Here is a 21,586-nt window from a genome sequence, read left to right as displayed (position 1 = left end):
GACGGCACCCGCAGCGGCGTTTTCCAACCGGCAGCGCCGAAGCGGCGAACAACACCTGATCGCACGGATCCGGTTACCCTCCGTTCGTGCGCGTCCGTGCGCGGTGCCGGTGCACCCTGGTGCCCGTTGCTACCCGCTCCCGAGGCCGCCAACCGGTACGCTCGCACGGTGGCCGCCACGATGACCGGGGAGCCAGGCTCCCGGCAGACCCGCCCGGGTCTGGTTCACTCCCTGATCGACCGTTTCGGTCACCTCGTCCGGGAGATGGGCAAGTTCGCGACCGTCGGCGGGATCGCCTTCCTCATCGACTTCGCCCTGTTCAACTATTTGATCGGCCCGCAGGGCGTGGAGCAGATCACCGCCAAGACGATCGCCACGGTCATCGCCGCGACCTTTGCCTTCCTGGGCAACCGGTTCTGGACCTGGCGGCACCGCAAGCGCTCCCACCCGGCCCGGGAGTACGCCCTGTTCTTCTTCTTCAACACCGTGGGGCTGGGCATCGCGGTGGCCTGCCTCGCCATCAGCCACTACGGGCTCGGCAGCATCTGGCCGTCCGTCTTCCAGACCCGGCTGGCCGACAACATCGCCAGCTTCATCGTGGGCACCGGGTTCGGCACGCTGTTCCGATTCTGGTCGTACCGACGGTTCGTCTTCGTCGAAGCGGGAACGCCACCCGTCGCGGAAGCGAACCAGGACCGCCGGGCGTGACCTGCCGCCCACTCGTTCGGTCGGAGCCAGCCGACCCCGACCCACTGCCCTAAGGTGTTGCGCATGCCTCTCGTCCGTCTGCTACCTGAGCGCTGGCAGAAGTTCATCCACGAGGCACTCAAATTCGGCCTGGTCGGCGGCATCAACACGGTCATCAATTACGCCGTGTTCAACGCACTCGCGCTCACGGTTTTCGTCGATGGTCAACTGAAAGCGACAGTCGTCGCCACCATCGTCGCCACGATCACGTCGTATCTGATGAATCGGCACTGGACGTACCGTGATCGACCAAAATCGGCGATGCAGCGGGAATACGCCCTGTTCTTCCTATTCAACGGAGCCGGCCTGCTGATCGAACTCGGTGTGCTCGCCGCCGCCAAGTACGGGCTGGGCGTGACCGGGTTGCTCGCGCTGAACATCGCGAAGACCGGCGGCGTGGTGCTGGCGACGCTGTTCCGCTTCTGGTCGTACCGGACGTTCGTCTTCCAGCCCGCCACGCCGGTCGAAACCACGCAACGGTGGCACGGCCTGCCCCGCGACGAGTGGGACACGATGGCCGGGATGGACCCGGTGGCCGAACTCGCCGAGTCGGTGACGGAACTGGAGGAGGAGCAGCCCGCCGCCCAACCTGACGTGACCCCCCGACCGCTCCAGCCGAGGCCCGCGCCGCTGCCCGACGAGGCCCGACTGAACGCCGAACTGGAGGCCGAGTTGGCCGCCCAGTTGCAGCCCGCCCCGGCTCCCCGCCGTCCTCGTCGCCGCTGAACCGATCGCCCTACGGGCCGGGCCGTGCCGGATCGGGCCGGCGGTTACGCTCCGGAGCTCTTGTCCCGCTCGCCGAGTATCTCGCGCAGTTCACCGTCGCCGAGCGAGTGCCGGTCGTGGAACGCCTCCACGAGTTCGTAGAGCTTCGTCTGGACCCGGTCGACGTTGGGCACGTGGTGCAGCACGGACTGCCCACGCTCGCCGGCCGACTCGATGGTGAGGGTGCCGTAGCCCAGCACCCGTCCGGCGAACTGCTGGCTCATCGAGTGGTCGTTGACCCGACTCAGTGGGATGTCCCGGCGCTCCCGGGCGAACACGCCGTGCTGGAGCACGACCCGTTCGTTGGTGAAGAGGTAGTGCGTGCTGCGCCAGGAGACGTACGGCCACACCGCCAGCACCAGCACGGCCAGCAGGGCCAGCCCGCCGATCACCGCAAGCGTCACGGAACCGCCCCCGCCCGACGGCAGGAACAGCACGCCGGCCACCACCGCGGCAACGGCGAGCACCAGCACTGCCACCGGCCGGATCAGCCCCTTCCAGTGCGGATGCAGGTGCAGCACGACGTGCTCATCCTCACTGAGCACGTCCTCGGGAAACGCCACGGAACCCTCCTCGCCGAAACGGACGCCCAGACCGTAACCCCCACTCCCACCGCCCCGCATCCGCCACGCGGCTCGTACCCCTACCCCTACCCCGCCCCGCACCGCGCCCCGCCGATCATGAAGTCGTTGTCGCCCAGGCGCGATCCACTCGACAACAACTTCATGATCAACTAATCAGGGGTGGGAGTCAGCGGAGGTGGTGGAGGTCGGCGGCGGCTAGGGGGCGTTGGCCGGTGGGGGTGGAGAGGAGGAGTTGACCTGTGGGGTCGACGCCGGTGGCGGTGCCGGTGAGGGAGGTGCCGTCGGGAAGCAGGGCGCGGACCTCGCGGCCGATGGTGCCGCACGCCGCCAGGTATGCCTCGCGCAGACCGCTGGCGGCCGCGTCCCCACCGGCGTCACGCCATCGGGCGTACCAGTCGGCGACCGAGCGGAGCAGGGCCCGTAGCAGCGGATCCCGGTCGGTGGCGGCCGCGCCGACCAGTTGCAGCGAGGTGGCCGGCAGACCGGTCGAATGCTCGGGCAGTTCGTCGGCGCGCAGCGTCACGTTCACCCCGATACCGACAACGACCGCAGGCGGGTCGCTCAGCCCCGGCCCGGGCACCCCCTCGGCGAGGATCCCGGCGCACTTGGCACCCCCGATGAGCAGGTCGTTCGGCCACTTCAGAGTGGCCTCCAGCTCGGCCAGCAACGCCACCGCCTCGACCAGCGCCACACCGGCCAGCAACGGCAGCCAGCCGTACCCCGCCGGTGGTGCCGGCGACCAGCCACGGGCCGGCACCGCCTCGCCGGGCCGCAGCAGCATGCTGGTGGCGATGCCGGCGCGCGGCGGCGACTGCCAGACCCGTCCGCGTCTGCCCCGGCCGGCGGTCTGCCGCTCGGCCACCACGACCAGGCCCTCCGGCTCCCCGGCCCGCGCCGCCTCGGCGACGTCGGCGTTGGTGGACCCGGTCTCCGTCCGCAACTCCAGCCGGGACCACGGACCGTTCGGCGCGACCAACGCCCGACGCAGCCGGGCCGCCGACAGCGGCGGACGATCCAGATCGGTGTACGGAGAACCCGGCACGCCACCAGCCTACGGGTAGCCCGGTGAGTCGGAGTGCACAGCGGCGGCGACCTGAACCGTCGTTATATTCCCAGGGTGACTACCGAGACCGGGACCAACGTCCACAGCACCGCGGGCAAGCTGGCGGATCTGGCGAGACGGGTCGACGAGGCGGTGCACGCCGGGTCGGCGCGCGCCGTGGAGAAGCAGCACGCGCGCGGCAAGAAGACCGCCCGCGAACGCATCGAACTGCTGCTCGACGAGGGGTCGTTCGTCGAGTTGGACGAGTTCGCCCGGCACCGGTCCACCAACTTCGGGCTGGACCGGACCCGCCCGTACGGCGACGGCGTGATCACCGGTTACGGCACCGTCGACGGCCGGCAGGTGTGCGTCTTCGCCCAGGACTTCACCGTCTTCGGCGGTTCCCTCGGCGAGGTCTTCGGCGAGAAGATGGTCAAGGTGATGGACCTGGCCATGAAGATCGGCTGCCCGGTCATCGGCATCAACGACTCCGGCGGCGCCCGAATCCAGGAGGGCGTGGCCTCGCTCGGCCTCTACGGCGAGATCTTCTTCCGCAACGTCCGGGCCAGCGGCGTCATCCCGCAGATCTCGCTCATCATGGGCCCGTGCGCCGGAGGCGCGGTCTACTCCCCCGCGGTCACCGACTTCACCGTGATGGTCGACCAAACCTCACACATGTTCATCACCGGACCGGACGTCATCAAGACCGTCACCGGCGAGGACGTCGGCATGGAGGAACTGGGCGGCGGTCGCACCCACAACAGCCGCAGCGGAAACGCGCACTACCTCGCCACCGACGAGGCCGACGCGATCGACTACGTCAAGGCGCTGCTGTCCCACCTGCCCTCGAACAACCTGGACGAGCCACCGGTCTTCGAGGCGCCGGCCGACCTGGAGATCAACGACGCGGACCGGGAACTGGACACGCTGATCCCCGACTCGGCCAACCAGCCGTACGACATGCACCGGGTGATCGAGCACGTGCTCGACGACGGAGAGTTCCTGGAGGTCCAGCCGCTCTACGCGCAGAACATGGTGGTCGGCTTCGGTCGGGTCGAGGGTCGGCCGGTCGGCGTGGTGGCCAACCAGCCGATGCACTTCGCCGGCACCCTGGACATCGCGGCGAGCGAGAAGGCGGCCCGCTTCGTCCGCACCTGTGACGCCTTCAACATTCCGGTACTCACCTTCGTGGACGTTCCCGGCTTCCTGCCCGGCACCGGCCAGGAGTGGGACGGCATCATCCGCCGGGGCGCGAAGCTCATCTACGCGTACGCCGAGGCCACCGTCCCGAAGGTCACCGTCATCACCCGCAAGGCGTACGGCGGGGCGTACGACGTGATGGGCTCCAAGCACCTGGGGGCCGACCTCAACTTCGCCTGGCCGACCGCCCAGATCGCGGTGATGGGCGCGCAGGGTGCGGTGAACATCCTCTACCGGCAGGAGCTGGCTGCCGCCGACGATCCGGCCGCCGTCCGCGCCGACCGGATCGCCGAGTACGAGGACACCCTGGCCAACCCGTACGTGGCCGCCGAGCGCGGGTACGTCGACGCGGTGATCCTGCCGCACGAGACCCGTGCTCAGCTCGTCCGGGCGCTGCGGGTGCTGCGTACCAAACGGGAGACCCTGCCGCCCAAGAAGCACGGCAACATCCCGCTGTAGTCGCACACCTTGCTGCCACCAGATCTTGGTACGAAAGCGCCCCTCCGAGGGCGTTTTCGTACCAAGATCTACATGAAGGGGCTTTCGGTGGCGTTCATGGCCTGGTGGTACTGCCGTGACCGGTCAGCGGGACGTGACCAGGCCGGCCTCGGCGAGCAGCGGGCCGGCCAGCATCAGGCCGCCGGTCACCAGTACGGCGAGGTTGGCCAGACCGAACAGGACCACCCAGAAGAACGCCGGCAGCGGGGTGATCCCGGCCAGCTGGTCCGCGTCGGAGGCGGGCATGCCGCGCCGCGCACGCATCCGCTGCAACTCCACCACCGGGCGTACGCCACCGAGCAGCAGGAACCACACCCCGGTCCACGCGAAGGCCGCCTGGACCTGCGGGCTGGCGTACCAGGAGACGGCGAGCACCGCCCCGCCGGTGACCACCAACGTCAACGCGCCGTAGAGATTGCGGATCATCACCAGCATGGCGAGCAGCAGGAGCACCGCGATCCACAGCAGCAGGGTGATCCGGTTGCCGGCGAGAAGCCACGCCCCGCCCAGGCCCACCAGGGGCGGGGCCAGGTATCCGGCGAGCAGCGTGAGCACCATGCCCGGGCCGGTGGGACGGCCGGCGGACAACGTCAGGCCGGAGGTGTCCGAGTGCAACCGGATGCCGTGCAGCTTGCGTCCGGTGAGTACGGCGACCAGCGCGTGGCCGCCCTCGTGGGCGATGGTGATCGCGTTGCGGGCGATCCGCCACGGCAGCCGGGCGACCACGACGAGCAGCGCGACCAGCCCGGTGAGCACCACCAGCAGCGGCGGCGGATCCGGCTGCGCGCCGAAAAGGCGGTCCCAGAAGTCGGCCATGCCCTCGATCGACACCATGAGGCGGGAGCCTACCGCTCACGTTCCGCCACCAGCGCCGAGCCGGGCATCGACGTCTCGGGTTACCAGGGCACCATCGACTGGACGAGCGTCCGGCATCAGCGGCGGCGTCGACCGCAACTACTGGAACGGCGACCGCAGCCGGCTGATCGCGCTGGCCAACAACACCTGACGTACGCCGCGGCGGCGGGCCGACGTCCTTCGCTCGGAGCGGACGTCAGCCTGCCGTCGCGCCGTCCACCACTGTCGTCGTCGCGCTGCGCGGCTTCGGCTTCGGCTTCGGCTAGTGGCTCAGGCCCGACGCCGCGCGGTCATCGCGACCGGCACGCCGATTCCCGCGCTACGGGACACACTGCCCCGGCGGGTGAGGTGCCAGCCGGCGAACGCGGCACCGGCGAACGTCACCAGACTCAGCATGGTCGCCAGCACCGCGACTCCGACGGTGGCGACCAGCAGTACGACGTTGCCCAGCACCACGGCCGTCCACAGTGCCAGCCGGGGCCGGGCATCCCTTCCTCGGTAACCCATCTCGGGACTCCCTTCCGTCGTCGGAGATCAGATACCCCGAACGGCGGAGGGCCATGCCTGTCGATCAGTCCTGCCGGTCCGGCACGAACTCGCGGAAGATCATCTCAAAGTTCTTCAGCTGCTCGTCCCAATCGCGGTTCGCCACTTCCCAGCGCAACGCGAAGCCCCGGTTGCTGGCGGGGACGAAGGCCCGGTTACGGACCCGGATCCGGGTGCCGTCGCGGGTCTCCAGCCAGTCCCAGTCGGCGCAGGTCCGCCACTTGCACTCGAACGAGGAGATGTCGATGTACTTGTAATCGCGGACGTAGTTCTTCCGATACGGCTCTTTCGACCGCCAGTCGGCCTCGGCGTCCGGCTCCGGCGTGTCGGTGCGGTCGATGAGCAGTTCCCGTACCCCGTCCGGCTCCCGGTAGATGACCGACGTGCCGCTGGTGCTGCGTCGCCAGCCGTCGGGGATCGGAACCTTGAAGCCCACCGGGTCGGTCCGCAGCGTCCAACCTTCCGGCAGGCCACCGGCAGTTTTCGAAGGGCTGGGCGAGGCCGACTGGCTGGGCGAGGCCGACGGGCTGGGCGACGCCGACGGGCTGGGTGACGCCGACGGGCTGGCCGGCGGGTCACTCGGTGCTGGGGCGGCCGGCTCCGAGCCCGCTGACGGGGGTGCGCTGCTGGTGCCGCCCGCGGCCGGCGGAGTCCCGCCGTCCTCGTCGCCCCTGTTGAGCAGCGGCACCGCCACCACCACGCCGAGCAGCAGCAGCGCCACCACGGCGCCGACGAGCACCGCCCGCCGGGTCCGCTCCGAACGGAACTGCCCGGCCTTGAAGACATTGCCACGTCCCGGGGCCGGGCTGACCGGTGCCGCCGCCATGACCGAGGTCGACTGCTGCGTACCGTCGCGCTGATCGCGATCGGCACCGTCACCACCCGCACTCCGACCGCCCGGTCCGACTGCGCCGGCAGCGGTCCCGCTGTCGTGCGCAGCGGCCTCCGTCCTGCTCGGCCCGCCCGAGGTTGCGTCGCCCACCGTGGCCGCGCTTCCGGCCGCCTCGACCTTCGTGGCATCCTGCCCTGCCGGTGCGGCTTGACCCGCCGGCACACCCTCCGCCGGATGGGCCTCGCCGGCCGCCCCGCCGTCGTCCGTCCGGTCCGACGTCGCGTCGGCACCGGCACGCGCCCGATCCGTCGGGTCCGAGCCGGCCCGGTCGACGGCGGCGGTACCCGATTCGGCCTGCTCGTTCAGGGACGCGGGCTGCCCGTCACCAGTGTCGTCTCCGGAGGCGTCGGCTGCCGTGGCGGCGGTGCCATCCCCCGGCGCTCCGGCTGCCGCAGCTCCCGTGGCGGCGGTGTCATTTGACGACGCTCCCGCTGCTGCGGCGGCGGTCGAGGCGGTGCCGGCAGCCGCAGCCAGGGCGGCATCCCGATCGACCGTCGGCGAATCGACCCGGGGCGTTTCCTGCTCCGAGTTGTCCGGACCGGCCTCGGCCCGCCCTGCTTCCGGTGGGCTGGTCGGCGAGACCTTGGCCGTCGGATCGGCATCGGCGCGGCCGTCCGGCTGGTCGACCTTCGGCGTCGGGTCGGCGTCCGAGCCGGGCTGATCACCTGTGGAACGGTCCGCTGTGGCACCAGCAGCCGCAACACCGCCGGCCAGTAGCCCTGACGTGGGTGGCGTGCGGGGCGCGGGCGGGGTGACGGGGGTGGACGGCCGTTCACCGGAGGGCCGCGGTGCCGGCACCAACGGCGGGCGCGGCTCGCGCGGGCCGTTCGGCCCGGGCCGGCGTACGCCGCCGAGCAGTGAGATGCCCCGGGCCCGGCGGCCGCTGGCCCGGCGCAGCATGCGCTCGGCCGACTCGGCGGTGATCCGCTCCTGCGGGTCCTTGCGCAGCAGCCCGGCGAGCACCTGCTTGAGCGGCCCGGCGTTGCGGGCCGGCGGTAACGGCTCGGTGGCCAGCGCGGCCAGGGTGCTGATCGCCGAGGGGCGCGCGAAGGGGGACTTGCCCTCCACGGCGGCGTACAGGGTGGCACCGAGCGACCACAGGTCGGCCTCCGGGCCGAAGGTGCCGTCCCGGGCACGCTCCGGCGCGATGTACGCGGGCGAGCCGAGCACCATGCCGGTACGGGTGACGTTCGGGTCGCCGGGGATCGTGGCCAGGCCGAAGTCGGTGAGCACCACCCGGCCGTCGGTGCCGAGCAACACGTTGCCGGGCTTCACGTCGCGGTGCATGATGCCGGCCTTGTGCGCGGCCCTCAGGGCGTTCAGCACGCCCAGACCGATCTCCACCGCACGCGCCGGAGTCACCGGCCCGTCCTCGGCGAGGGTGTCCTGCAACGACCGCGACGCCACGTACTCCATGACGATCCACGGGTCACCGTCGGTGCGGAGCACGTCGAAGATGCGTACCACGTTGATGTTGTTGAGCCGGGCGATGGCGCGTGCCTCGCGCAGCGACCGCTCGCGCATCTCGCGACGCTCGTCGCTGGTCAGGCCCGGCGGCGGAACCAGCTCCTTGATCGCGACGTCGCGGTGCAGCACCTCGTCGCGCGCCCTCCATACCCGACCCATGCCACCCTGACCGAGCGGCGAGAGCAGCCGGTACCGGTCGGCGACGAGTTGGGGGGCAGCTTCTGACATCGCTGAGACGGTACCCGGCAGCGCAGACGGTCACACCGCCGGCACGCCACTGTGCGACGAAGGTCGGCCTCTGACCCGCGTACCCTGAGGTTATGTCTGCCGAAGAGCCGTTGTTCCGGGTGGTGCGCGGCGTGCCGACCGCCGAGGAACTGGCCGCGTTGGTGGGCGTGATCGCCGTGCGGTCCCGCCCGGCGACCCGGCCCGCGCCGGACCCGGCGTCGGTCTGGGCGCGCAGCGGCCGTCCGACGGGTGCGGCGCTGACGGCCGGCGCCGGCGCGTGGCGCACCTCCGGCCTGCCCCGCTGAACCTCTGGTGGGCGGCAGCGCTGCCGGACACGGCGGGGCTGCCGGGCTGCCGGACACGGTGGGGCTGCCGGAGGGGGCGTCCACCGTCTAACCTCACTCAGGGGAGCGAGCCCGTGACAGATTGGGAGGGCCGATGATCCCTGAGGAGGATCGACAAGCGTCCTGGCTACGCGGTTCCGCAGGCGTCGAGGCCGACATCCGTCAGCTACGAGACTTCGCCGAGCAGCTCCGCGCCGAGGTGGAAGGCAGTTACGCACCGCATCTGCGACACATCGCAGACGACATGCTCACCACCGTGCCCAACCCGGCAGACGCGTTCATCGAGCTGGTGCACTTCATGCGTACCCACTGGGAAACGCAACAGGCCACGACCAACGCGGTCTGGGGCGTCGGTGACGCCACCGGCCACCTCGCGGCGGCCGCCAAGCTCGTGGCCGAGCAGTACGCCGACACCGACGCCTTCTCCGCCGCCCGGGTCGCCGACGTCCACCGGGCACTCGGGCAGCACGGTGTGCCGCCCGCACCGGACATCAACGAGACGCGCGGACAAACCGTCCCGCAGCCACCGGCTACCGTGGCGTCACCATCGGCTGCCGTGGCGTCGCCATCGCTCGGCGACCCGACCGGCACCGACAACACTGGCTCGGTGATGGCGCCGTGAGGGAACCGGGCGTCGGCCGCAGCGGCGGCCTGACGGAGTGGCAGCTCATGAACGTGGCCGACATGTGGGCCTGCCTCCAGGACCACCACACCGACAACCACTGGCGACACGTCGCGGGCTGGCGCAAAATCGCCGAGCTGGCGGGCCAACATCTCGCAAGACTGAGGACCTACCGCGAACGCCTAGCCCAGGCGTGGCCGCCCGAGACCAACGCCGCCTCCCACGCCTACCTCGCCAAACTCGACGAGCTGATCAACCAGGTCCAACGCACCCACGACGCCGCCACCACCAACCAGACCGCGCTGTCCGCCGCCACCCAGGCCCTCACCAGCAGCCGAAGCACACTAGAAAAACTTTACGAAGAATACGCCGACAAGCTGCAACAGAAGCGATCCTGGGAACAAACCGCCGCCGACCCGAAAGCCGCCGCCGCCAGCCGAGCCATCCAGCCACCGGTGACCGAATCCGATCTGGAAAAACTGAACGTACAAGCCCGCAACATAATGTACGGCCTCAGCACCGAACTCCAACAAGCCCAAACCCAACTCCGCCAACCACCCCCCACCCCTCGGGCCAACATCCAGACGAGCGATCCTGATGTGTATGCGACGGGCACCCTGTCTCCCCTCATTCCTCCGATCGTTCCAATACCGCCGACCGAAGCAGCATCACCTGCCATAACTCGGTTCCGTTCACCCTCTCCTCCCAGAACTAGAACAACCGACACCCTGGGCCCCATTTTGGGTTCGACAGTCCCAGCTACGACCTCATCAAGTTACTCACCAGTTACCAATCCGACTACTGAACCGCCGACCCTCGCACCCGGCGCCAATCCTCATCCGACGCCCTTTTCAGGCACCGGCGGACACCCTCTGGGAAATCGCCAAAATAATCGAATCCCTTTTGATAGGCAGCCACCAAGCGCTGGTGGATCCAACTCGACACGTTCGTCACCAACCGGCGGCCTAATCGGCGGTCCGCCCGCCATGGGTAGTGGGCATCCGGCGTCACACAGTGCACCCACTAGGCCAGTTCCCCCGTTCGGTGGACTAATCGGCGGTGGAGCAGCAGGAACGGCCCCCACGGGGGGAGCCGGTTCCAGACCAGGCGGAGGCAGAAGTTTAGGGGGAGTCCCTTTGCTTCCGCCCATCGGTAGCCCACCCGGCACCCTCCAGGTGACAGGCATCAGTGAACGACAGGGCAGGTCGGCACGACCAACCCCTGGCGACGTCGGCGCCCGATCATGGGACCCAGACAATCCGTGGGTAACTGCACGTGGAGTTACACCAATAGTCACACCTCCAGAAGACGATGGACCGATCGATCCCGGCCCCGCCATCGGCTTGCAAAGATGAAAAGCCACTCGCACTTTTCCATAGCACTATCGCTTTTCACGACAGTTTGGGTTCTACATACACCGATTACACCCCCTTTAAGCTCGATGAAAATGCCGAGCCTAGATGGCGTCGATCGCGTCCGAAATGACCAGTGGCACCTTCGGTATCTCGAGGTTGAAAAGGCACACAGATTGAGCCAGGGTGCAGGTATCGTCGTCGCCGTACCCGACACCGGCGTATTTCCTCATAGCGACCTGCGGAACAATCTACTTTCTGGCGCAGATGTCATTTCCGGCGGAAAGGGCGACGGCAGGCAGGATCGAGACAGTCATGGAACAGCGATGGCCGGGCTGATTGCATCTCACGGTAGAGGCGCAGAAACGGGCGCCCTTGGCGTTGCCCCCAAAGCGAAGATTCTCCCGATTTTCTGCACGCCAGCACACGGAGTAGGCCAGCCAGACGCCCTTGCCGAGGCGATCAATTTCGCCGTCGACGAAGGGGTCGATATTATCAGCATCTCCAGCGTAGGCGGCACCAGCCCGCAGCTAATTCGGGCAATCGAGGTCGCCATAATGGCCGATATAGTAGTTGTCGCAGGCGTCGGGAATAAGCCTGGCGATTCAAGGGTGGGCTATCCGGCCTCGCATCCCGCCGTCATCGCGGTCGCCGGAATCAATCAAAAAGGTAATCACCACTCTCTCTCCGTCGCAGGCCCGGCGACGACTTTGGCGGCACCCAGTTCCAACTTATACAGCACGAGCTACGACGACCATTACTCAAGAGGCACGGGGACATCGGGAGCGGCGGCGATTGTGGCGGGGGCGGCAGCTTTGGTTCGGGCTAAGTATCCGTATCTGCCGGCTGACGAGGTGGCTCATCGGCTGACTGCGACTGCGATTGACAAGGGGCCGCCGGGGAGAGATGACCAGTATGGTTACGGGGTCATCGATCTGGTGGCGGCGCTGACGGCAGACGTACCACCGAGGGGTTTTGCGCCGGTGCCGACGGACGAGCCGGATGCAGCTGGCCCGTCCACTGCGGCGGCCGATGGGCCGCCGGCCGACGAGGGGTCGGCGGCGACTGTCCGCGGCCTGGTGACGCTGGGGGTGCTGGTGGCGGCGGGCGGCGCTTGGGCGCTGGCGATCCGTCATCGACGCCGCTCCGATGATCCGCCGCCTCGGATCACACGGTGACGCATCGGTGTCGTGCCGGTATTTCATAGCGACATGATTATGTCGGCATGAAATGTCGTCGCAGATGGTTGTTGTAGCTCGCCGGGTCGGCACGGCCGTGGGTGGCGAGCAGGTTCCAGGCGCGCGGGTTCACAGGGTGGGCAGGTGGTCGGCGCGGCGTACGTGGGCAGGTGGTCGGCGCGGCGTACGCGGGCAGGCGGTAACGTCGGCGGAGTGTCTGATGCCCTGCCGCTTCGCCTCGTGCTCGCGTCGGCGAGCCCAGCCCGCCGTAAGTCTCTCCAGGCTGCCGGGATCGAACCGGACGTGCTGGTCAGCGGAGTCGACGAATCGCTCGTGGTGACCGAACGGGCGGAGGATCTCTGCCTCGAATTGGCTCGGCTCAAGGCGCAGGCCGTACTCGGTCGGCTACGTCCGACCGACGATGAGCGCACCCTTGTGCTGGGCTGCGACTCGGTGCTCGCCTTCGACGGTGAGATTCTCGGAAAGCCCGACAACGAGGCTGACGCTACCCGCCGGTGGGAGCGGATGCGCGGGCGTAGCGGGGTGCTGCACAGCGGTCACTGTCTCGTCGACATCGTGGCCGGGCGACGCGCGGAGGCGGTGGCCTCCGCTGTGGTGCATTTCGCCGACATCAGCGACCACGAGATTTCTACCTATGTTGCCACCGGCGAACCGCTGGCGGTGGCCGGCGCGTTCACGATCGACGGATTGGGCGGGCCGTTCGTGGAGCGGATCGAGGGGGATCCGGGGACCGTCGTCGGGCTTTCCCTGCCGTTGCTGCGGAATCTGCTGGCCGAGTTGGAGCTGCGGATCACCGATCTGTGGACCAAGGTCGCGCCTGGTAACCAGATCGTCGAACCTCTCGGTTAGGTTCCGAGCATGACGCTGAAGTCGATTCCGCTCACCGATGATCTGCACCGATACCTCGTGGCGCACAGCGCCCCGCCGGACGAGGTCATCAACGACCTGGCGCGGGAAACCCTGGCGCTGCTTCCCGAGCACGCATCGATGCAGGTCGCGCCGGAACAGGCCGCCTTCCTGACGTTTCTGACCCGGCTGCTCGGTGCCCGGCAGGCGGTGGAAGTAGGCACCTTCACCGGGCTGTCGTCGCTGGCGATCGCCCGCGGGCTGGCCGAGGGCGGGCGGTTGACCTGCTTCGACATCTCGGAGGAGTACACGAGCGTAGCCCGCCGGTACTGGGCGCGAGCCGGCGTCGACGACCGGATCGACCTGAGGATCGGGCCGGCCGGTGACACGCTGCGTGAGTTGCCGCACGAACGGTACCTGGACTTCGCATTCATCGACGCCGACAAGACCGGGTACCCGGTCTACTGGGCCGAGTTGGTGCCTCGGATGCGGCCCGGTGGTGTGATCGCCGTCGACAACGTGCTGCGTAACGGTCGGGTGGTGGCACCGCAGAGCGCCGACGACCGGGCGATCGCAGCGTTCAACGAGGACGTGCTGGCCGACGTACGGGTGGATGCCGTGATGCTGCCGATCGCCGACGGGCTGACTCTCGCCCACGTGCACTGACAACCGAGGACGGAGGGCGTCGGTCCGCTCCGGTTGCGGCATGTCGGGGCATCAAGCCGACGGGAAGCCCCAACATGCCGCAACTCGTTCGCCGCGCCACCCGGCCGGACAGCACGGAGCCGGGTGGGACGGAAACGGGCAGGGGTCAGCGGACGCTGCGGGCGAACTGACGGGCGGCCCAGTACACGCCGGCCGCGGCGAGCACCGCGATGATGGTCAGCCCCTGCCAGACCCGGTCGTCGCCAATGTCGCCGTTGAACAGGGCCCGGGTGCCGTCGACCGCCCAGGAGAACGGGTTCCACTTGGCGACGCCCTGCAACCAGCCCGGGGCGAAGGCGAGCGGCAGCAGGATGCCGGACAGCAGCAGCACCGGCTGCGCCACCGTGTTCATCAGCGGCGCCAGGGCGTCCTCGCTCTTCACCTTCAACGCGACACCGTAGGAGACCGCCGAGGTCATCAGCGCGATCAGGGCGAGCATCAGGTACGCCAGCAACAGGTCACCGATGAACACGCGCAGGTCGAACAGGAGCGCGAGCAGCGTGATGATGACGGCCTGGGTCATCAGCGACACCACGTCGCGCAGCGACCGGCCGAGCAGCAGGGCGAGTCGGCTGACCGGGGTGACCCGGGAGCGTTCGATGACCCCGGCCCGCAACTCGGCGATGAGGCCGAACCCCTGGAACAGGCCACCGAAGATGGCCAGCAGGACCAGCAGACCAGGCACGAAGATCTTGTACGCCTCGGCCTGGGTGGGCGCGTTCAGCGCGGGCTTGAGCAGCGGGGCGAAGAGCAGCAGGTACATCACCGGCTGGAAGACGCCGACGAAGACCCACACGGGGTTGCGCAGCAGCAGATTCAGCTGCCGTTGGAAGATCAGCCAGGTGTCGCGAGCGAGCTTCATGAGATCTCCGGATCGGGTCAGGACTCGCGCAGCGAGCGGCCGGTCTTGGTGAGGAAGACGTCGTCGAGGCTGGGGCGATGCAGTTCGATCGACCTGAGGTCGAGCCCGGCCGCGTCGACCCGGCGCAGGATCCGTGGAATGGCCGTGGCGCCCTCGTCGACGAAGAGCCGCAGCCCGCCCTCGTCGAGCAGCTCCAGCCGGTTCACGTACGCCTCGCCGTCGAGCAGCTTCTCGGCCTCGCCGGTGGCGGTGACGTCCAGGCCGACCTGGACCACGTCGCCGGAGATCTCCCGCTTGAGGTCGGCCGGCGTACCCTCGGCGACCACCTCGCCATGATCCATGATCGCGATGCGGTCGCAGAGCGCGTCGGCCTCGTCGAGGTAGTGCGTGGTGATGAAGACGGTCATCCCGTCGGCACGCAACCGGCGGATCTCGTCCCACATGTGTGCGCGGCTCTGCGGGTCCAGCCCGGTGGTGGGCTCGTCCAGGAAGACGATCTTCGGCTCGTGGATGATGCCGAGCGCGATCTCGACCCGACGCCGCTGGCCACCCGAGTACGTCTTGCACTTACGGTCGGCGAACTCAGCGAGTTGGAAAGCCTCCAGCGCCCGGGTGGCCCGTCGCTGCGCCTCGGTCTTGCGGATGCCGTACATCCGGGCCTGGAGCACCAGTTCCTCCCGGCCGGTGGATTCGTCCCAGGTGCTCCCGCCCTGGGCCACGTAGCCGATCCGGCGACGCACCTCGCCCGGATCATTCAGCAGGTCGGCGCCGGCGATGGTGGCTTGGCCCCCGTCCGGCTCGATAAGTGTCGCCAGCATCCGCAGCGTGGTGGTCTTGCCGGCACCGTTCGGGCCCAGGAACCCGAAGATCTCACCGGCCGGGACGTCCAGGTCGACGCCGCGTACCGCCTCGACGGTCTTCGTCTCCCGACCGGCCCGGCTACGGAACGACTTCCGCAGCCCTCTGGTCTCGATCATGTCCTGCTCCCCGCTCGTGGCCTTCGTCGGCCATCATCGTCACCGGCACTCGACCACATCGACACGACACCACGCCGCTCAATTACCTTTGGCGGACAGTGCACCATCCCGCACTGAGCGATCGTTAAGGCCATCGGGGTGCCCGATAAACTCCCGGTCAGTAACCCGCCGGGAGGAGCCACCAGGTGCGCAAGGTACTCATCGCCAATCGAGGCGAGATCGCCGTCCGGGTCATCCGCGCCTGCCGGGACGCAGGATTGGGCAGCGTCGCGGTGTACGCCGACTCGGACCGGGACGTCCTGCACGCCACGCTCGCCGACGAAGCGTACGCCCTGGGTGGTGACACCGCCGCGGACTCCTACCTGCGCATCGACAAGCTGATCGACATTGCCGGCCGCTCCGGTGCGGACGCGGTGCATCCCGGGTACGGCTTCCTCTCCGAGAACGCCGACTTCGCCCAGGCGGTCATCGATGCCGGCCTGACCTGGATCGGTCCGGCCCCGCAGGCGATCCGCGACCTGGGTGACAAGGTGACCGCCCGGCACATCGCCCAGCGGGCCGGCGCACCGCTGGTCCCCGGCACCGCCGACCCGGTCGGCAGCCCCGACGAGGTGATGGCCTTCGCCGTCGACCACGGCCTGCCGGTGGCGATCAAGGCGGCCTTCGGCGGCGGTGGGCGCGGGCTGAAGGTGGCCCGCACGATGGAGGAGATTCCGCAACTGTTCGAGTCGGCGACCCGGGAGGCGGTCGCCGCGTTCGGGCGGGGCGAGTGCTTCGTCGAGCGGTACCTCGACCAGCCCCGCCACGTGGAGGCGCAGGTGCTGGCCGACCAGCACGGCAACGTGATCGTGGTGGGCACCCGGGACTGCTCGTTGCAGCGCCGACACCAGAAGTTGGTCGAGGAGGCCCCGGCGCCGTTCCTCACCGCCGCGCAGCGGGCCCAGATCCATGACAGCGCCAAGGCGATCTGCCGGGAGGCCGGCTATCACGGCGCCGGCACCGTCGAGTACCTGGTCGGCAACGACGGCACCATCTCCTTCCTGGAGGTGAACACCCGGCTCCAGGTGGAGCACCCGGTCACCGAGGAGACCGCCGGCATCGACCTGGTCCGCGAGCAGTTCCGCATCGCCGACGGCGAGAAGCTGCGGTTCACCGAGGACCCGACCCCACGCGGACACTCCATCGAGTTCCGGATCAACGGCGAGGATCCGGGCCGCAACTTCCTGCCCGCCCCCGGTGTGGTCACCGCGCTGCGGCTGCCCACCGGCCCCGGGGTGCGGGTGGACGCCGGCATCTCGGCCGGCGACGTGATCGGCGGCAACTTCGACTCCCTGCTCGCCAAGGTCATCATCACCGGTGAGACCCGGACCGAGGCGTTGGAGCGGGCTCGCCGGGCGCTGGACGAGATGGTGGTCGAGGGGATGGCCACGGCGCTGCCGTTCCACCGTCTGGTGGTGCGCGATCCGGCGTTCACCGCCGAACCGTTCAGTGTGCACACCCGATGGATCGAGACGGAGTTCGACAACACCGTGCCGCCGTTCACCGCCGCCGGGGCTCTTGCAGGCCCGGCGGAGCGCGAGACCGTCGTGGTCGAGGTGGGCGGCAAGCGGTTGGAGGTGAGCCTTCCCGCCGGTCTCGGCGCCGGTACGGTCGGTGCCGCGCCAGCCGTACGTCAGCCCGCCCGTCGGGGTCGCGGGACCACGGCCGGCGCGGTGGCGAGCGGTGACTCGCTCACCTCGCCCATGCAGGGCACCATCGTCAAGATCGCGGTTGCCGACGGCGACACGGTTGCCGAGGGCGACCTGGTGGTGGTGCTGGAGGCGATGAAGATGGAGCAGCCGCTGCACGCCCACAGGGCCGGTACGGTCAGCGGCCTGTCGGCTGAGGTCGGCGCGGTGATCACCGCTGGCGCGGCGATCTGCACCATCGCCTGAGGTGTGACGGGCGTCGGTCCCTCCGAGACGATGGCCGCGAGCGTACGGAGCTGGGTGGAGTCGAGCCCGCTCACGTAGCTGAGCTCAACCAGCTGACGAATCCCTAGCTGGACTCAGGTCATCGGCGCTTCTACCGTCGGCCGCATGCTCACCTCCGTCGTTGCCGGTTTCTCCCTCTCCGTCGCCCTCATCGTCGCCATCGGCGCGCAGAACGCCTTCGTGCTGCGTCAGGGCCTGCGCCGGGAGCACGTGGTGCCGGTGGTGTTGACCTGCGCGCTCTCCGACGCGTTGCTGATCGGCGTGGGCATCGCCGGGGTGGGCTCGATCGTGGCCGGTCGCCCGGTCCTGCTCACCGCGATCCGTTGGGGTGGGGCGGCCTTCCTCCTCGGATACGCGGCACTCGCCGCCCGCCGGGCGTTGCGTCCCGCCGCGCTCGCGCCGGCCGACCGGCCACCGGCACCGGCCCGGCTCGGTCCGACGCTGCTGGCCTGTCTCGCCTTCACCTACCTCAACCCGCACGTCTACCTCGACACGGTGCTGCTGCTCGGCGGCATCGCCCAGCAGCACCCGCACCGGTGGCTGTTCGGCGTGGGCGCGACGACGGCAAGCGTGCTCTGGTTCGCCGCACTCGGTGCGGGCGCGTACCGGCTCGCTCCACTGCTCGCACGCAGCCGGGTCTGGCAGGTGCTCGACGGCGTGATCGCGGTGGTGATGATCGCGGTGGCGGTGGCACTGGTGCTGGGCTGAGTCATGATGGCCGGGTGCGGTTCCTCAATGGCGCGACTCCCGGGTACGACCTGACCTACAACGACGTCTTCATGGCCCCGGCCCGCTCGGAGGTGGGTTCGCGGCTCGACGTGGATCTGGCCACCGGCGACGGCACCGGCACCACCATCCCGTTGGTGGTGGCGAACATGACGGCGGTCGCCGGCCGGCGGATGGCCGAGACGGTGGCCCGACGCGGCGGCATCGCGGTGATCCCGCAGGACATCCCGATCGACGTGGTGGCGGAGGTGGTCGCCTGGGTCAAGCAGCGGCACCTGGTGCACGACACGGCGATCGCGTTGGGCCCGAACGACACCGTCGGTGACGCCATCCACCTGCTGCCCAAGCGGGCGTACGGTGCGGTGATCGTGGTGGACGACGACGGCCGCCCGATGGGGGTGGTGACCGAGGCCGACACCGTCAGCGTGGACCGGTTCACCCAGCTGCGGCACGTGATGTCGACCGAGCTGCACACCGTGCCCGTCGACGCGGATCCGCGTACCGGCTTCGACCGGCTCTCGGCGGGCCGGCGGCGGCTGGCGCCGGTGGTGGACGACGCGGGCCGGTTGGTCGGCGTGCTCACCCGCCCCGGTGCGCTGCGGGCGACGCTCTACAAGCCGGCGGTGGACGCAAACGGTCGACTGCGGATCGCGGCGGCGGTGGGCATCAACGGCGACGTGGCGGGCAAGGCGAAGGCACTGCTGGAGGCCGGGGTGGACACCCTGGTCGTGGACACGGCGCACGGCCACCAGGAGCGGATGATCTCCGCCCTGCGGACGGTACGCGGTCTCGACCCGGCCGTGCCGGTGGCGGCCGGCAACGTGGTCACCGCCGACGGGGTACGCGATCTGGTCGATGCGGGTGCCGACATCATCAAGGTCGGGGTCGGTCCGGGCGCGATGTGCACCACCCGGATGATGACCGGGGTCGGTCGGCCACAGTTCTCGGCGGTACTGGACTGCGCGGCGGCCGCCCGGGCCCTGGGCCGCCACGTCTGGGCCGACGGCGGGGTGCGGCACCCCCGGGACGTGGCGCTGGCGCTGGCCGCCGGGGCGTCCAACGTGATGATCGGCTCGTGGTTCGCCGGCACCTACGAGTCCCCCGGTGACCTTTTCACCGACGAGGAGGGCCGGCGCTACAAGGAGAGTTTCGGCATGGCCTCGGCGCGGGCGGTCAGCGCGCGCACCGGCGACGACAGCCCCTACGACCGCGCCCGAAAGGCGATCTTCGAGGAGGGCATCTCGTCGGCCCGGATGTATCTCGATCCGGTCCGTCCCGGTGTGGAGGACCTGATCGACGAGATCATCTCAGGTGTGCGGAGCGCCTTCACCTACGCCGGTGCGCGCACCCTCGACGAGTTCCACGAGCGGGTGCTGATCGGCGTCCAGAGCACCGCCGGCTACACCGAGGGAATGCCGCTGCCGACCAGTTGGTGAGGTCGGGGCGGGCACCGGCTGACAACGTTCAGTCGGTGCCCGGGGCCGGTGTGAAGAGATGCCGGATCACCGACCGGGCGGCGTCACCCGGGTCCTCGCCCAGCCCGGCGGGGGAGTGCGCCGGCCAGCCAGAGGGTGGCGAAGGGACTCACCCTGGCCGGACGCCCGGTCACTCCGCTCGGCATCCGTACCGCGCTGCAACTGGTGTTCCTCGCCGCCACGGTCGCGGTCGCGGTCGGACCGTGAGCCGGACCCCGCCGCCGCCGTCGCGGTCGTGAGCCGGACCCGACCGCGACCCGGCGGCCCCTCAGCGGGTCGGCAGCAGATCGCCGGAGCGAGCGGCCACCACGGCGTTGATCAGCCCGATCGCCTCCGCCACCGGCTGCGGCTCCAGCGAGCGGCCGTCCCGCAACCGCAACGCCACCCGGCCGTCGGCCGCCTCCCGGGCGCCCACCACGCCGGCGTACGGGATCCGGCGGCGCACCGCGTCGCGGACCCGGGCACCGAGCGACCCGCTGTGGTCGACCTCGGCCCGCAGTCCCGCCTCGGTGGCCCGCCGGGCCAGGTCGGCGGCGGCGTCGGCCTGACCGTCGCCGACCGGCAGGACGACCAGTTGCACGGGGGCGTACCAGGGCGGGAAGGCGCCCCCGTGCACCTCGATCAGGTACGCGAAGAGTCGCTCCATGCTGCCGGCGAGGCTGCGGTGCACCATCACCGGACGCCTTCGTTCACCGTCGGCGTCGGTGTACGACAGGTCGAAACGCTCCGGCTTGTCGAAGTCGAGCTGCACGGTGGAGAGGGTGTACTCGCGCTCGGCCGCGTCGCGCACCTGAATGTCGATCTTCGGGCCGTAGAAGGCGGCCTCGCCGGGCGCCTCGGTGTACGGCACCCCGTCGAGGCCGGCGCGGAGCAGATCCTCCGCCCGCGCCCACTGCGCGTCGTCGCCGACGTACTTCTCCCCCGACCCGCGCAGCGACAGCCGTACGCCGGCCGGCCGCACGCCCAGCGCCGCGTGCGCGGCCCGGATCAGCCGCAGGATCTCCGACACCTCCTGGCCGACCTGCTCCAGGGCGCAGAAGTTGTGCGCGTCGTTGAGGGTGATGGCGCGTACCCGGGAGAGTCCGCCGAGCACTCCCGAGCGTTCCGCCCGGTACATGCCCCCGATCTCCGAGACGCGCAGCGGCAGATCCCGGTAGGAACGCCCACGGGACCGGTAGACCAGGGCGTGGTGCGGGCAGAGCGCCGGGCGGAGCATCAGCTCGTCGTCACCCTCCCCCAGTCGCATCGCCGGGAACATCTCGGCGGCGAAGTAGCCGAGATGCCCGGAGACCTCGAACAGCTCCCGCCGGCCCAGCGGCGGGGTGTACACCTGCTGGTAGCCGGCCCGGCGTTCCAGGTCACGCAGGTACTCCTCGACGGCGTGCCGGGCGGCGGCGCCGGCCGGCAGCCAGATCGGCAGGCCGGCACCGGAGAGCGGATCGGTGGCGAACAGGTCCAGGTCCCGGCCCAGCCGGCGGTGGTCGATCATGTCAGGGCTCCTTGGTCGTACGCCCCGACACGACCCCTGACCCACGACGCACGAGTGCCCCGGGCGGATCGCCCGGGGCACTCGGCAGACGAAGACGTCAGTGCGGCGCGCCAGGCTTCCCCGGCGTCGTCGTCAGCACCGCACTGCACATGTGCGGGAGCGTACGCCCGTCCGGCGCACCGCCGCACCTGA

The 21,586-nt window shown here is 69.8% G+C and carries 18 protein-coding genes and 2 pseudogenes; 12 read left to right on the top strand and 8 right to left on the bottom strand.

Annotated elements, in window-relative coordinates; translation table 11 throughout:
- Positions 1–180 precede the first annotated feature (180 nt).
- Positions 181–708, top strand: coding sequence for a GtrA family protein (locus AC2CHE_RS12850; RefSeq protein ID WP_484505135.1), 528 nt, complete (start codon positions 181–183; stop codon positions 706–708).
- A gap of 63 nt (positions 709–771) precedes the next feature.
- Positions 772–1,473: a GtrA family protein gene (locus AC2CHE_RS12845; RefSeq protein ID WP_484505134.1), complete on the top strand. Its 702-nt coding sequence runs from the start codon at positions 772–774 to the stop codon at positions 1,471–1,473.
- Positions 1,474–1,517: 44 nt separating this feature from the next.
- Here the strand turns inward: AC2CHE_RS12845 and AC2CHE_RS12840 are convergent, their stop codons facing one another.
- The gene (locus AC2CHE_RS12840; RefSeq protein ID WP_484505133.1) at positions 1,518–2,075 is read right to left on the bottom strand and encodes a PH domain-containing protein; all 558 of its coding nucleotides are present in this window, start codon (positions 2,073–2,075) and stop codon (positions 1,518–1,520) included.
- A gap of 187 nt (positions 2,076–2,262) precedes the next feature.
- Positions 2,263–3,138, bottom strand: coding sequence for a biotin--[acetyl-CoA-carboxylase] ligase (locus AC2CHE_RS12835; RefSeq protein WP_484505132.1), 876 nt, complete (start codon positions 3,136–3,138; stop codon positions 2,263–2,265).
- 75 nt (positions 3,139–3,213) lie between these two features.
- Here AC2CHE_RS12835 and AC2CHE_RS12830 point away from each other — a divergent pair, with 75 nt between their 5' ends.
- On the top strand, positions 3,214–4,797 hold the full coding sequence (locus AC2CHE_RS12830) for an acyl-CoA carboxylase subunit beta (RefSeq protein WP_484505131.1): 1,584 nt from the start codon (positions 3,214–3,216) through the stop codon (positions 4,795–4,797).
- Positions 4,798–4,920: 123 nt separating this feature from the next.
- Here AC2CHE_RS12830 and AC2CHE_RS12825 read toward each other — a convergent pair whose 3' ends face one another.
- The 3 genes and pseudogenes from AC2CHE_RS12825 to AC2CHE_RS12815 all read right to left on the bottom strand — a co-directional run.
- Complete coding sequence (locus AC2CHE_RS12825; RefSeq protein ID WP_484505130.1) at positions 4,921–5,670, bottom strand: M50 family metallopeptidase; 750 nt, start codon at positions 5,668–5,670, stop codon at positions 4,921–4,923.
- Between the two features lie 291 nt (positions 5,671–5,961).
- The gene (locus tag AC2CHE_RS12820) at positions 5,962–6,198 is read right to left on the bottom strand and encodes a hypothetical protein (RefSeq protein ID WP_484505129.1); all 237 of its coding nucleotides are present in this window, start codon (positions 6,196–6,198) and stop codon (positions 5,962–5,964) included.
- A 1,207-nt stretch (positions 6,199–7,405) separates the two neighbouring features.
- Positions 7,406–8,824 (bottom strand): annotated as a pseudogene (locus tag AC2CHE_RS12815) (serine/threonine-protein kinase); the annotation flags it as partial.
- A gap of 92 nt (positions 8,825–8,916) precedes the next feature.
- Between AC2CHE_RS12815 and AC2CHE_RS12810 the strand changes: the two are divergent.
- The 5 genes from AC2CHE_RS12810 (at position 8,917) to AC2CHE_RS12790 (ending at position 13,853) form a co-directional block, all read left to right on the top strand.
- Positions 8,917–9,129: an acyl-CoA carboxylase subunit epsilon gene (locus AC2CHE_RS12810; protein ID WP_484505128.1), complete on the top strand. Its 213-nt coding sequence runs from the start codon at positions 8,917–8,919 to the stop codon at positions 9,127–9,129.
- A 133-nt stretch (positions 9,130–9,262) separates the two neighbouring features.
- Positions 9,263–9,790, top strand: a complete 528-nt coding sequence (locus tag AC2CHE_RS12805; protein ID WP_484505127.1) for a hypothetical protein — start codon at positions 9,263–9,265, stop codon at positions 9,788–9,790.
- Between the two features lie 1,351 nt (positions 9,791–11,141).
- Positions 11,142–12,320, top strand: coding sequence for a S8 family serine peptidase (locus AC2CHE_RS12800; RefSeq protein WP_484505126.1), 1,179 nt, complete (start codon positions 11,142–11,144; stop codon positions 12,318–12,320).
- A 213-nt stretch (positions 12,321–12,533) separates the two neighbouring features.
- Positions 12,534–13,190, top strand: coding sequence for a Maf family protein (locus AC2CHE_RS12795; protein WP_484505125.1), 657 nt, complete (start codon positions 12,534–12,536; stop codon positions 13,188–13,190).
- A 9-nt stretch (positions 13,191–13,199) separates the two neighbouring features.
- On the top strand, positions 13,200–13,853 hold the full coding sequence (locus AC2CHE_RS12790; protein ID WP_484505124.1) for an O-methyltransferase: 654 nt from the start codon (positions 13,200–13,202) through the stop codon (positions 13,851–13,853).
- A 145-nt stretch (positions 13,854–13,998) separates the two neighbouring features.
- Here AC2CHE_RS12790 and AC2CHE_RS12785 read toward each other — a convergent pair whose 3' ends face one another.
- Together AC2CHE_RS12785 and AC2CHE_RS12780 are read right to left on the bottom strand one after the other, a co-directional pair.
- Positions 13,999–14,754, bottom strand: coding sequence for an ABC transporter permease (locus AC2CHE_RS12785; RefSeq protein ID WP_210940995.1), 756 nt, complete (start codon positions 14,752–14,754; stop codon positions 13,999–14,001).
- Positions 14,755–14,771: 17 nt separating this feature from the next.
- Entirely contained in the window at positions 14,772–15,731 is a 960-nt protein-coding gene (locus tag AC2CHE_RS12780) for an ATP-binding cassette domain-containing protein (RefSeq protein ID WP_484505123.1), read from the bottom strand.
- Positions 15,732–15,916: 185 nt separating this feature from the next.
- Between AC2CHE_RS12780 and AC2CHE_RS12775 the strand changes: the two genes are divergently transcribed.
- The 4 genes and pseudogenes from AC2CHE_RS12775 to AC2CHE_RS12760 form a co-directional block, all read left to right on the top strand.
- Positions 15,917–17,665, top strand: a complete 1,749-nt coding sequence (locus AC2CHE_RS12775; protein ID WP_484505122.1) for an acetyl/propionyl/methylcrotonyl-CoA carboxylase subunit alpha — start codon at positions 15,917–15,919, stop codon at positions 17,663–17,665.
- 144 nt (positions 17,666–17,809) lie between these two features.
- Positions 17,810–18,412, top strand: a complete 603-nt coding sequence (locus AC2CHE_RS12770; protein ID WP_484505121.1) for a LysE/ArgO family amino acid transporter — start codon at positions 17,810–17,812, stop codon at positions 18,410–18,412.
- Between the two features lie 14 nt (positions 18,413–18,426).
- Entirely contained in the window at positions 18,427–19,866 is a 1,440-nt protein-coding gene (locus AC2CHE_RS12765) for a GuaB1 family IMP dehydrogenase-related protein (RefSeq protein WP_484505120.1), read from the top strand.
- 147 nt (positions 19,867–20,013) lie between these two features.
- Positions 20,014–20,112 (top strand): annotated as a pseudogene (locus AC2CHE_RS12760) (DoxX family protein); the annotation flags it as partial.
- Between the two features lie 61 nt (positions 20,113–20,173).
- On the opposite strand, the gene thrS reads toward AC2CHE_RS12760, so the two are convergent.
- Entirely contained in the window at positions 20,174–21,394 is a 1,221-nt protein-coding gene (gene thrS / locus AC2CHE_RS12755) for a threonine--tRNA ligase (protein WP_484505119.1), read from the bottom strand.
- Between the last annotated feature and the right edge of the window lie 192 nt (positions 21,395–21,586).

The organism is Micromonospora sp. ATLC16 (assembly GCF_057196645.1).
Note: the sequence above shows the minus strand (reverse complement) of the source record. Positions and strands in the feature narration are given on the sequence as shown.

What these genes read in the sequence shown, in the direction of transcription:
- AC2CHE_RS12850 (WP_484505135.1), top strand. Translation starts at nt 181, where the DNA reads ATGACCGGGGAGCCAGGCTCCCGGCAGACCCGCCCGGGTCTGGTTCAC.
- AC2CHE_RS12845 (WP_484505134.1), top strand. Translation starts at nt 772, where the DNA reads ATGCCTCTCGTCCGTCTGCTACCTGAGCGCTGGCAGAAGTTCATCCAC.
- AC2CHE_RS12825 (WP_484505130.1), bottom strand. Translation starts at nt 5,670, where the DNA reads ATGGTGTCGATCGAGGGCATGGCCGACTTCTGGGACCGCCTTTTCGGC.
- AC2CHE_RS12820 (WP_484505129.1), bottom strand. Translation starts at nt 6,198, where the DNA reads ATGGGTTACCGAGGAAGGGATGCCCGGCCCCGGCTGGCACTGTGGACG.
- AC2CHE_RS12810 (WP_484505128.1), top strand. Translation starts at nt 8,917, where the DNA reads ATGTCTGCCGAAGAGCCGTTGTTCCGGGTGGTGCGCGGCGTGCCGACC.
- AC2CHE_RS12805 (WP_484505127.1), top strand. Translation starts at nt 9,263, where the DNA reads ATGATCCCTGAGGAGGATCGACAAGCGTCCTGGCTACGCGGTTCCGCA.
- AC2CHE_RS12800 (WP_484505126.1), top strand. Translation starts at nt 11,142, where the DNA reads ATGAAAAGCCACTCGCACTTTTCCATAGCACTATCGCTTTTCACGACA.
- AC2CHE_RS12790 (WP_484505124.1), top strand. Translation starts at nt 13,200, where the DNA reads ATGACGCTGAAGTCGATTCCGCTCACCGATGATCTGCACCGATACCTC.
- AC2CHE_RS12785 (WP_210940995.1), bottom strand. Translation starts at nt 14,754, where the DNA reads ATGAAGCTCGCTCGCGACACCTGGCTGATCTTCCAACGGCAGCTGAAT.
- AC2CHE_RS12780 (WP_484505123.1), bottom strand. Translation starts at nt 15,731, where the DNA reads ATGATCGAGACCAGAGGGCTGCGGAAGTCGTTCCGTAGCCGGGCCGGT.
- AC2CHE_RS12770 (WP_484505121.1), top strand. Translation starts at nt 17,810, where the DNA reads ATGCTCACCTCCGTCGTTGCCGGTTTCTCCCTCTCCGTCGCCCTCATC.
- thrS (WP_484505119.1), bottom strand. Translation starts at nt 21,394, where the DNA reads ATGATCGACCACCGCCGGCTGGGCCGGGACCTGGACCTGTTCGCCACC.